This is a genomic window from Myxococcus dinghuensis (genome assembly GCF_024198235.1).
Classification (GTDB): domain Bacteria; phylum Myxococcota; class Myxococcia; order Myxococcales; family Myxococcaceae; genus Myxococcus; species Myxococcus dinghuensis.
This window is the reverse complement of record NZ_JAKCFB010000028.1, coordinates 112522-123208: the sequence shown is the minus strand read 5'-3', so window position 1 is coordinate 123208 and position 10687 is coordinate 112522. Positions and strand designations below refer to the sequence as shown.

The window sequence follows — 10687 nt, the reverse complement described above, 5'->3', positions numbered from 1 at the left end:
TGCGGGCTTGCGGCCGCGCCGCTTGCCGCCAGTGGTCGCCGCCGCGCTCACCGCGCCGCGCGCCGGAGCCGCCGGGCGACCCACCGCCTTGCGACCGGCCTTCGCCGCCGCCGGCACCTGGGCGCCGAACAGGGGGCCCACGACCTCGGCCAGGGGGGCCAGCCGCTCGGCCACGTTGCGCAGCGCATCCAGGTCCGCCGTGCCCGACTCCAGGCGCGACACCACCTCGCGCAGGGGCTTGAGCTGGACCTCGATTTCGTTACGGATCATGTCCCGAAACGCCTTATCCACGGACATTCGTTCAATCCTCGTCTGGGGTATGCAGCTTGTTGATGGGATGGAAGGGGGTGTTGATTTGTGATGCCACCATACCCATACCTGCCAAATTACGATTTGTCTAAAGGAAGCGATAAAAGGTGTGACTGACGGACGTATCACCCCCCCCGCCGTCCCAGGTCGGCAGGCATTCCAGTGAGGCGGGAACGGCCGTCAGCCATCCCAGCGCAGGGTGTCCAGCAGGGGGCTCTCCTCGGAAAGCGGGACCCCCGCGCCCAGGGAACGGAGCTCGTCGCGGGTCGTCGCAAGCTCGGCTCGCACCTGATGCTGTTCATGGGGCTCCAGCGTGGTGATGACCCGGGGCAACACTTCGCTCTCTTCTTCTTGGAAATGCGCGACCAGCAGGTCCTCCAGCGCATACAGCCGGGCCTGCGCTTCCGGTTGTTCCGGTGACAGCTCCACCAGCTCGTCCATCAGCTCGCGCATGGCGAGATGATCTTCCTCCAGCAGCCGGGCCCGGGCCCGTCCCTCCACCCGCGCCACCCGCGGCAGCAGGCAGCGCTCCTCCAGCCGCAGGTGCAGCCGCAACAGCTCCACCAGCGCGTCCACGCGCTCGCGCGGGGCCTCGCGCGACGACACATCCGCCGTTTCCGCGTCCGCCCAGAGGTGCTCGAAGCGCGCCTCCAGCTCGCGGTGTTGCCGGACGAGGATGTCGAACGGGCCTCCCATGCTCCCCACACCATCGACACGACCGGGAGGGCAGACAACCGGAGAGGGCCTTCATCCTCTCATTATCGAAACTCAAACGACAGGTCCTACCGAGCGTTCGGCAGGGGTGAAACAGAGTGCATCCGCAGGGTGACGCGAAACGCGGTGGAAAGCCCATGGGAGACGCGACGAAGCGTTGCCTACTCAAAGCAACCTGCCGGGGTGTGGCCGCGCGACCCTCCCGCGCAAGGCGCGTGGGTTTGCGGTGACCAGGGGGCGCGCGAGCCATGGGCCTGGCTGGCCGGACGGTGCTGGGTGCCGGAAGCCAGGGCGCGTCGCCAGCTTTCGGGCGTGAGAGATCCGCTCGCCAGGGTGCGTGCCGCCGTCTTCCAGCTCGCCGCGCGGGGCGCCGCGCTGTCGGCGCTGTACCACCGGGCCCGGCTGCTGGGGGGAGAGCACCTGCCTCGCAGCGGCCCGGTGCTGCTGGTGGGCAATCATGGTGTGTGGGGTTACGAGACGCCGGCCTTCTTCCACCTGCTACACCATGCAACCGGTCGACATCCGCTCGGGCTGGCCGAGCGTGGCTTCTTCCGCATCCCGTTGATCCGCACGGTGCTGCCGTGGCTGGGTGGGGTGGAGGGGACGCGGGACAAGGCGTTGGAGGTGCTGCGGGCCGGAGCGCTGGTCGTCTGCTACCCGGGCGGCGCGCTCGAGGTGTTCAAGCGACCTCCGGGCCGATACCAGCTCCGCTGGGAGCAGGCCCTGGGCTTCGCGAGGCTGGCGGCGCGCGCGGGCGTGCCGGTGGTACCCTTCGCGGGGTTCGGCGTGGACGACACGTTCGTCTGGCCTCCGGGCGAAGCGAGGCTGGGATTGCGGCTCAAGGAAGGCGACAGGTACCGGGTGCCGCTGATGGTGGGGCTGGGGCCCTTGCCGCTGCCGGTGAAGCTGACCTTCGCGGTGGCCCCTGCGCAGGAGCCCCCTCCGCCGGACGCCTCGGAGTCGCGGCTGACGGAGTGGCGGGAGCGCGTGGCCGCGAGCGTACGGCTGATGATGGTGAGGGCGCGCAATGCATGACACCCCGCCGGGGCTCTCGCCGAGTCCCCGACGACAGGCCCCGCTCGTCCCCCGGGTCGAGGACGTCCCCGCGAGCTACACCCACCTCGACTGCGAGGTGCGCGAGGTGCGCGGCGCCCAGGTGCGCCTGTTCACCTTCCCCGGAGGCAGCGCGGACCCCGAGCGCACCGTGGTGTGTCTGCCCGGACTCGGCGCCAGTGGTCGGTCCTTCGCGCCCATGGCGCCCCTGGCGGACGCGCTGCGGCTGCGGCTGTGGACTCCGCCCCTGCACACGCCCGCGACCCACACGCCCCTGGCGTGGAACCTGGAGGTGCTCGCCCACGCGGAGGCGCGGCTGCCCCCGCGCTTCGCGCTGCTCGGCTCGTCGTACGGGAGCCTGGTGTCCATCGCGTTCGCGCTCGCGCACCCGGAGCGGGTGAAGGCGCTGGTGCTCGTCTCACCCGTCGCCTGTGTGCGTCGGGCGCGGCGGCTGGCGGTGACGCTGTCCACGCTGGTGCGCACCCCCCGGCCCCTGGCGTATGTCTTCGCCCCCACGGTGGCGCGCGTGCTCGGCGGCGGCGAGCTGCCCGCGGAGGGGCGCGCGGAGATCGTCCGCGAGGCGCGCCGGCTGACGCCCGTGGAGCTGGCGCGCCGGCTGCGCGACGTGCTGGCCGCGGACTACCTGCCCCGGCTGCGCGAGCTGCGGGTGCCGACGCTCGTCGTGCAGGGCGGGAGGGACCTGCTGGTCCCCTCGCGAGCGGCCCGGGACGTGGCGGAGCACGTCCCCGGCGCCAGGCTCGCCCTGCTGCCCGAGGCCAGCCACCTGCCGTACATGAGCCACCCGGCGTCCTTCAACGCGTGTGTCCGCGACTTCCTGCTCGACCCGGGCACGGGGCCGCTCGCATGACGGCGCACGCCGGCCACCTGTCCCGCGCCGCGCTGCTGTTCCTGTCCCGGCGCCCCGGGCTGGAGGCGCTGGCGACGCGGGTGGGCCCGCTGCGCGGGCTGGCCTCGCGCTTCATCGCCGGTGAGACCCTCGAGGCGGCGGTGGACGCGGTGGGAGCGCTCACGGAGCGGGGCCTGTCCGCGTCGCTCGACCACCTCGGGGAGGCGGTCCGGCGCGAGGAGGAGACCCACGAGGAGGTGCGCGAGTACCGCCGGCTCCTGGCGCGCATCGACCAGGCGGGCGTGGAGGCCAACGTCTCGCTGAAGCTCACCCAGTGCGGGCTGCTGCTCGACCCGGCGCTGGCGCGGCAGAACGCGCGGGCGGTGGTGGCGGAGGCCGCGTCACGCGGCTCGTTCGTGCGCATCGACATGGAGCACGGGGCGGTGACGCAGGTGACGTTGGACATCGTGCGCGCGCTGCACGCGGAGTTCGGCGAGGCCCATGTCGGCGCGGTGTTGCAGAGCTGCCTGCGTCGCACGGAGGCGGACGCGCGGGCGCTGTGCGCGGAGCGGGTGCGCATCCGTCTGTGCAAGGGGGCCTACCTGGAGTCACCGCGCATCGCCTTCCCAGACAAGCGCGACGTGGACGAGAGCTTCGCGCGGTGCATGCGGGTGCTGCTCGACAGCGGCGTGTATCACGGCATCGCCACGCACGACGAGCGGCTCGTCGACGCGACGCTGGCGCACGCGGCGAAGCGAGGCCTGTCGAGGGACGCGTTCGAATTGCAGATGCTGTACGGCATCCGCCGGGACCTCCAGGAGCGGCTCGCGCGTGACGGCTACCGGGTGCGCGTCTACGTGCCCTACGGGCGGCACGGGTACCCGTACCTCATGCGTCGGCTCGCGGAGCGCCCCGCCAACCTCGCCTTCGTGCTGCGCCACCTGACCCGCGGATAGAAGACAGCCGCCCCGGCGCGCGAGCGTGGACGATTGGACAGACACCTCGTCCGCGCGTGCCGGCGGCGTCAGTGATTGGCGCGCAATCCGTCCCTTCCCCTGGAATCCCTCACAGCCCGTCCGTCATCCGGCCCACCTGCTTCCGAGCCTCGCGGCTCGATGGGGGAAGCACATGTCCACGCCGCGTCTTCGTCAGGCCCGGGCCCTGTCCGCCCTGTGCCTCCTCGCCCTCGCGCCCCGCTGCGCCACGACGTCTCCGGGAACCGGGGGCTCGGGATTCGACGCGGGCGACACCGCCCTCGACGCGGCCCGCCGTCAGGAGGCCGACGACGTCGCCGCGCAGGTGGCCGCGCTCGCGAGCGACGTCCGCGACGCGGGCGCGCGCCTCGACTTCACCTTCTGGGCCGAGCAGGGCGCCCTCACCCTCACCGGCTACCAGTCCTCCGAGCGTGGGGGGCGCCCCGGCCGCGCCGCCGACACGCACGTGCTCCGGCGCGCCGTGGCCCAGGCCCTCCTCTCCGCCACCCGCGCCCGCTCCGGGGAGGTCGCCCTCACCCTGCGCCGGAAGTCCACCACCTGGGTCGTGGAGCCCACGCCCGCGTTCCACGCCGCGCGGCCGACCGGGGCCCGGGGCACGCCGGGGCGCGCCCGCTTCTCGCCGGGGCCGACCGCCGCCATCGCCGAGCGGCTGCACCGCCTGCTGGCGCCGGTGCGCGTCCCCGACGGCGGCACCGTCTGGGCCGACGTGACCGTCCATTTGCGGGACGGACAGGTCACCGGCGAGGCGCTGGAGGGTTGGCGCGTGCTGCCCTCGAGTCCGGACGGCAAGCCCCGGCCCGTGTCCCCACGGGTCGCCGTCGAGGCCGCCCACCTCGTCGACCTCTACGCGCCCGCGCGCGGCCCCCGCTCGCTGCACCTGGGCCTGCGAGTGACCCACCCGCGCGGCGAGCCGGCCGCCTCCGGCTGGGTGGAGGAGTCCCGTGTCGACTTCCCGACACTCCCGGACCTCGAGGACGGCGTCAGCCTCCGCTAGGGGGCCGGGAAGACGAAAGCCCCGGCGCGGTGGGAGTCCTCCCAACGCGGCCGGGGCCTCGGACACCTTCCGCGCGGCGCGCGGAGGCCTGGCGACTAGAAGTAGCCGCCCACCGTGGTGCCCACGCTGATGGTCACGTCCACGTCGTCGCCCAGGCCGATCGACAGGCGAGGACCGGCGCCGACGAAGAAGTGCGGCGTGACGTGGTACAGGAACGGCGCGTAGCCCTCCAGGAGGACCGTCGCCGCGGAGCCCGTGCCATCCTGCAGCGCCAGGATGTTGTCACCCAGGAACAGGGTGACGGTGCCCTTGGGCCACACGGACACCTTCTCACCGAGGGGGATGTTGTAGCCGACGCGCGCGTTGAGACCGAACGCCGCCACGGTGTCCCCGTCGTAGAAGGCCGCGGCGATGTCGACGCCGCTACCGATGGAGAGGTTCTCCTTGAGGAAGTAGTCCACGCTCGGGTTGAGCCGGATGAAGCCGTAGCCCGCGCCCTCCGTGGTGTACCCCAGGTTCCCCGACGCGTCCGAGCTGATGACGAACTGACCGGCGCTGCCGAAGGCCCCACCCGTCGACTGGGCGCTCGCGCTCGCCGACGCCATCACCCCGGCCACCACCGCCATCGCCTTCCACTTGTTTGCCTGCATGAAGCGTCCCTCCGTTGCACGTGCCCTCGGTTGGTCCCGGGGCGCTCGACCGGCCCCCTTCTAATCAATGGGGGGCAACTCGCACCCGTTTTTTCGCGGTCGGAATGCGCGCCGCCGCGCCACCGCGAGGCCGCGGGGCACAATTTTCCAGGCAGCGCGAACATGAGAAGGCCACGAACAGGAAGGTCGGCCGGGTGGAGGAGTCTGAGGTCCCGGCCGGCCCTCCCGTTCGCGATGCCCGCGCCCCCAGTAGCCCTGACCACTGGGGAGGAGCGCGCGGAGCAACACTCGCAGTAGCAATCACCGCGCCAGCGTTCCCCTCACTCTCACCAATCCCTTATCACCCCGAAATCAGCGTGCGCAGGTGCGCGATGTTGGGACGAACGCGTCCCAGAAGTGGAACGACCTGCAATGGATTGCATCCGCGCGGCTGCAACCCATTCGTATGATTCCAGTCAGAGGCGCCCCACCTGGCGGGGGTGGGTGAGACGCCCTGGTTCCCGCATGCCACAGTTCCCGCAGCCCTTCCGGGATGAGCGGTTGGGGGGACCATGTCTCGTGTGCGCACGCCCGCGGTCGCGGGTTCGTTCTATCCGGCCAATCCCTCCGTGCTGGCCACCCAGGTGGATGGGTGGTTGGACCAGGCGCACCCCTCCGGCGCCGAGCCTCCGGCCGCGCTCATCGTCCCCCACGCGGGCTACCGGTACTCGGGGACGGTGGCGGCGGCGGCGTATGCCACGCTGAGGGCCGCTCCGGCCGCGCGGCGGGTGACGCGGGTGCTGCTGCTGGGTCCCTGTCACTTCCTGCCCCTGCGCGGCGTGGTGCACCCGGACGTGGACGTGCTGTGCACGCCGCTGGGCGAGGTCCTCGTGGACGTGGAGCTCCACCGCCGCGCGACGGCGCTGCGGCAGGTGTCCGCGTCGCGGGAGGCGCATGAGCTGGAGCACTCGCTGGAGGTGCAGTTGCCCTTCCTCCAGCGCGCGCTGGGGCGCTTCACGGTGCTGCCGCTGCTGGTGGGCCTGACGGGCGCGGAGGACGTCGCCGCGGTGCTCGACGCGCTGTGGGACGGGGACGTGCTGCCCGTCGTCACCTCGGACCTGTCGCACCACCTCCCCTACGCGCGGGCGCGGCGCGAGGACCAGGCCACGGCCCAGCAGGTGCTCGCGCTCCGGGCGCCGCTCGAGGTCGATTGCGCGTGTGGCGCGGTGGCCATCAGCGGCCTGTTGCTGGCGGCGCGGCGGCGGCGCCTGCGCCCGGAGCTGCTGGACCTGCGCAGCTCGGGCGACGCCTCCGGAGAGCACGCCGGTGTCGTGGGCTACGGCGCGTTCGTCTTCTACCCGCCCACGCAATCCCCCCACCCCTGACCCAAGGAAGCCCCTCGTGATTCCGCGCGCGTCACCGTCCACCACCGTCCTGTGCTCCGTCCTGCTGTCCGCCAGCGCCCTCGCGCAGTCGGCCCCCGCCGCGTCGCCCGAGGCCCTGGCGGACCCGCCCGCGTCCTCGAACGTCCGCGTGGTCCCCATGACGCCCACGCCCATCCACGTCACCCTGGGCGCGCTGCCCCCTCCCTTCGCGACGCCGAGCGCCACCAAGAACCCGACCTCCTTCCCGCCTTCCGCCAGCTCCACGGTGCGCGCGCCCGCGGGCTTCGCCGTCAACGTGTTCGCGGACCAGCTCACCACCCCGCGCTGGATGGTGCTGGCGCCGGAGGGGGACGTGCTGGTGGTGGAGAGCTCGAGCCACCGCGTCCGCCGCCTGCGCGACGCGAACCACGACGGCGTGGCGGAGGCGCGCGACGTCTTCGCCGCGGAGACCAACGGGCTGAACCTGCCCTTCGGCGTCGCCTTCAATGCCACACACTTCTTCGTGGCCAACACCAACGGCGTGCGCCGCTATGCGTACCGCGCGGGACAGGGGAAGGTGCAGGGCACGGGCGAGCAGGTCACGACGCTGCCGGGGCTCGGCTACAACCAGCACTGGACGCGCAACGTGCGCATCGCCCCGGACGGGCAGCGCCTCTTCGTCACCGTGGGCAGCCAGAGCAACGTGAGCGTGGAGCCGTCGCCGCGCGCGTCGGTGCTGGTGATGGGGCTGGACGGCTCCAACAAGAAGGTCTTCGCCAGCGGGCTGCGCAACCCGGTGGGCCTGGACTTCCACCCCGTCACGGGCGAGCCCTACGTCACCGTCAACGAGCGCGACGGGCTGGGCGACGACCTGGTGCCGGACTTCTTCACCCGCATCCAGCAGGACGCGTTCTACGGCTGGCCCTACGCGTACCTCTCCAAGCAGAACGTGGACCCGCGCCGCGCGCAGAACGGCCAGAGCGAGAACCCGGCGATGGTGGCGAAGACGGTGACGCCGGACGTGTTGTTCCAGGCGCACTCGGCCTCGCTGGGCCTCACCTTCTACCGGGGCACCGCCTTCCCCGCGCGCTACCGCAACGGCGCCTTCGCCGCGTTCCGGGGGAGCTGGAACCGGTCGAAGGGCACGGGCTTCAAGGTGGTGTTCATCCCCTTCAACGCCCAGAACCGCCCCACGGGCGTCTACGAGGACTTCCTCACCGGCTTCCTCACCGACCCGAACGTGCCCACGACGTGGGCGCGCCCGGTGGGGCTGCTGGAGCTGCCGGACGGGAGCCTGCTGGTGACGGACGACAACCGCAATCGCATCTACCGCATCCGCTGGGTGGGCACGTCGTCCACCGGGGCCCCCGAGGAGGGGGCCACGCCGGCCGACACCGCGCCCGCGGACGCGAAGCCCTCCACGCCGGACGCGCCGGGGAAGGACGGGGACACGCCCTCGAGGTGACTCAGTCGTCCCAGGAGAGCGTGTACTCGCTGTCGAGCAGCGAGGTCTGCCGGCCCTCGACGCGGATGTCCTGGGCGCCCACGGCCTGGAGGGCGCCCTCGAGCATGCCCTCGTTGTAGGAGACGGGCGTGAAGATGCGGCGCATGTGGATGAGGCCGGCGCGGGAGCCGGTCCACTCCACCTGCAGCTCGCCGAAGTCGATGGCCATGCGGTACGCCTCCGGCAGCATGTTGACGAGCTGCTTCGGGTCGCCGCCCACCTGCTGGCGGACCTCCGTGCCGAACATGGAGCGCACGAAGGCGAGCGTGCCCTGCACGCCAATCTGGCGCATGGCCTCCTCGGCGCCGCCCAGCTGCGGGGACAGCAGCTTCACCGCGGCGAAGAACACCCGCAGGAAGGGGGGCACGGGATACAGCTCCGTCGGGTCCAGGTCCGCGGGGAAGTCTCCCTCGGCCAGGATGCTCTGCACGGCCTGCTCACCGCCGAGGAAGCGCACGGTGTCGAGCACCGCGGCGTAGTGCATGCCGCGGATGTGCTCGGACGACTGCACGAGGGCGAGCCGCGCCTCCAGCTCCCGCTGCACGTCTGCTGGCGAGTTCCACGTCCCACGGTCCATGAGCCACCTGTCGCCTGGAAATTCGCGCGACATGCTCTCACAGCTCGGCCACTCGCGCGAGCTTGTGGCGGGTCCTGCGTGACACGACCTACTGAGTGTCCTTGCGCAACTTCGCGTCGAGCAGAAAGTTGCCGAAGGGGACCAGCGACGCGCCGAAGGCCACCGCCACGCGGCCGAAGGACCAACGCAGCGCGATAGCCACCTCCATCAGCGCGAAGAGGTACAGGACGAACAGCAGGCCATGGGCCATGCCCGTGAAGCGCACCGCGAGGGGCATCTCCGCCGCGTACTTCAGCGGCATCGCGATGAAGAGGAGCACGACGAAGGACAGGCCCTCCGCGAGGGCGACGGCACGGAAGCGTCCGAGGGGGGTCTTCAACATGGGAGTCTCCACGGCCTGTCTCCCATCCCCGCCGCGCCGCGTCCATGCGTCAGGGTGACGCACCCGGTCGCGCGTGCCCGCCCGGCCGCTGACCACCGCGCCCGAAAAGTCGGCGGCACGGGCGCGGGCATGAGCCGCCCCGAGGCGACGGCGCGTCCCCCGCCTCGACGGCCCGCGAGCCCGAACCCCAGACCCGGGCCCGCTTGGAGCACCGTCGCTCGATGACCTGCTGGACCGCGAGTCCCAATCCCACACCCGGGCCCGCTTGGAGCACCGTCGCTCGATGACCTGATGGACCGCGAGCCCGAACCCCAGACCCGGGCCCGCTTGGAGCACCGTCGCTCGATGACCTGATGGACCGCGAGCCCGAACCCCACACCCAGGCCCGCTTGGAGCACCGTCGCTCGATGACCTGCTGGACCGCGAGTCCCAATCCCACTCCCGAGCCCGCTTGAAGCACCGTCGCTCGATGACCTGATGGACCGCGAGTCCCACCCCCGAGCAGGCGTCCGCCGCGGCGCGCCGCCGGTGCCCACGCGTCCTCGCTCCATCGCAATGGGCGCTCATGGCGTTCGCGTCCGCGCACGCACCACCCCGGGTCCTCCTCGGGAACACCTGCTCGTCGAGACACCGGGGCGCGACACCGCAGGCATCGCGAACGGGTCGGCCCTCAGCTCACCGGGGCAGCGACACCCCGTGCCGCGCGAGGTCCTCCGGCGTGTTCACGTTCGTCAGCGAGCGGAGCGTCGGATCCACCGCGCGCAGCGCCGCCTCGGGCAGCACCCGCGCGCGGCCGAGCGACAACAACTGGCGCAACGACGGGTCCTCGCGCAGCCGCGCCTCCCACGCCGGCGCCAACGACGCGCGATGGACCGCCAGCAGCGGCTCCACCCGTCCCGCGACCTCGAAGCACACCGAGTCCACCGCGTCGCCGCGCGCGTCGAGCAGCACGCGCAGCGCCTCGAACGAGACGAAGGGCATGTCGCACGCCACCGTCACCACCCACGGCGTGCGCGAGGAGACGAGCGCCGCGTGCACGCCTCCGGGAGCCCCCTTCTCCGGCACCACGTCCGCGACGGTGCGCAACCCGAAGCGGGCATACGGCGCGGGCACGTTGGCCACCAGCAACACGTCCCCGAGCGGCCGCGCGAGGTCGAGCAGGCGCGCCACCACCGGGCGCCCCTCCACCTCCAGCAGCCCCTTCGGCACGCCCGACAGACGCCGCCCCTGTCCGCCCGCGATGACCGCGAGCGTGACCTCCGGGTACACCGCGTCCTCGTACTCAGGTCCAAGAGGGCCCATCCGCGGCACACCGTAAC

Annotated in this window: 11 protein-coding genes and 1 pseudogene; 6 read left to right on the top strand and 6 right to left on the bottom strand. The window is 72.2% G+C overall.

Going from position 1 to position 10687, the window contains the following annotated elements; translation table 11 throughout:
- Together LZ198_RS29740 and LZ198_RS29735 are read right to left on the bottom strand one after the other, a co-directional pair.
- Nucleotides 1–297 (bottom strand): annotated as a pseudogene (locus LZ198_RS29740) (cell wall protein); the annotation flags it as partial.
- 192 nt (nucleotides 298–489) lie between these two features.
- A complete protein-coding gene (locus LZ198_RS29735) occupies nucleotides 490–1005 on the bottom strand; it encodes a hemerythrin domain-containing protein (RefSeq protein ID WP_253975477.1) in 516 nt (171 codons plus the stop codon).
- A gap of 351 nt (nucleotides 1006–1356) precedes the next feature.
- Between LZ198_RS29735 and LZ198_RS29730 the strand changes: the two genes are divergently transcribed.
- From LZ198_RS29730 to LZ198_RS29715, 4 genes are all read left to right on the top strand, one after another.
- Entirely contained in the window at nucleotides 1357–2058 is a 702-nt protein-coding gene (locus tag LZ198_RS29730) for a lysophospholipid acyltransferase family protein (protein WP_253975476.1), read from the top strand.
- Entirely contained in the window at nucleotides 2051–2944 is an 894-nt protein-coding gene (locus LZ198_RS29725) for an alpha/beta fold hydrolase (protein WP_253975475.1), read from the top strand. The genes LZ198_RS29730 and LZ198_RS29725 overlap by 8 nt, the downstream gene beginning before the upstream one ends.
- On the top strand, nucleotides 2941–3879 hold the full coding sequence (locus LZ198_RS29720; RefSeq protein WP_253975474.1) for a proline dehydrogenase family protein: 939 nt from the start codon (nucleotides 2941–2943) through the stop codon (nucleotides 3877–3879). The genes LZ198_RS29725 and LZ198_RS29720 overlap by 4 nt, the downstream gene beginning before the upstream one ends.
- Before the next feature lie 172 nt (nucleotides 3880–4051).
- Nucleotides 4052–4912 carry a hypothetical protein gene (locus tag LZ198_RS29715; RefSeq protein WP_253975473.1) on the top strand — a complete coding sequence of 287 codons (861 nt, stop codon included), beginning with the start codon at nucleotides 4052–4054 and terminating at the stop codon, nucleotides 4910–4912.
- A gap of 95 nt (nucleotides 4913–5007) precedes the next feature.
- On the opposite strand, the gene LZ198_RS29710 is transcribed toward LZ198_RS29715, so the two are convergent.
- Complete coding sequence (locus LZ198_RS29710; protein ID WP_253975472.1) at nucleotides 5008–5562, bottom strand: hypothetical protein; 555 nt, start codon at nucleotides 5560–5562, stop codon at nucleotides 5008–5010.
- Between the two features lie 551 nt (nucleotides 5563–6113).
- On the opposite strand from LZ198_RS29710, the gene amrB reads away from it, so the two are divergent.
- Both amrB and LZ198_RS29700 read left to right on the top strand, forming a co-directional pair.
- Complete coding sequence (gene amrB / locus LZ198_RS29705; RefSeq protein ID WP_253975471.1) at nucleotides 6114–6926, top strand: AmmeMemoRadiSam system protein B; 813 nt, start codon at nucleotides 6114–6116, stop codon at nucleotides 6924–6926.
- Nucleotides 6927–6942: 16 nt separating this feature from the next.
- A complete protein-coding gene (locus tag LZ198_RS29700; RefSeq protein ID WP_253975470.1) occupies nucleotides 6943–8370 on the top strand; it encodes a PQQ-dependent sugar dehydrogenase in 1428 nt (475 codons plus the stop codon).
- 1 nt (nucleotide 8371) lies between these two features.
- Here LZ198_RS29700 and LZ198_RS29695 read toward each other — a convergent pair whose 3' ends face one another.
- The 3 genes from LZ198_RS29695 to mobA all read right to left on the bottom strand — a co-directional run bounded on the left by LZ198_RS29695 (nucleotide 8372) and on the right by mobA (nucleotide 10670).
- The gene (locus tag LZ198_RS29695) at nucleotides 8372–8986 is read right to left on the bottom strand and encodes a TIGR02265 family protein (protein ID WP_253975469.1); all 615 of its coding nucleotides are present in this window, start codon (nucleotides 8984–8986) and stop codon (nucleotides 8372–8374) included.
- 88 nt (nucleotides 8987–9074) lie between these two features.
- Nucleotides 9075–9368: a DUF3817 domain-containing protein gene (locus LZ198_RS29690; RefSeq protein ID WP_253975468.1), complete on the bottom strand. Its 294-nt coding sequence runs from the start codon at nucleotides 9366–9368 to the stop codon at nucleotides 9075–9077.
- A gap of 675 nt (nucleotides 9369–10043) precedes the next feature.
- Nucleotides 10044–10670, bottom strand: a complete 627-nt coding sequence (gene mobA / locus LZ198_RS29685) for a molybdenum cofactor guanylyltransferase (RefSeq protein WP_253975467.1) — start codon at nucleotides 10668–10670, stop codon at nucleotides 10044–10046.
- Nucleotides 10671–10687 lie beyond the last annotated feature (17 nt).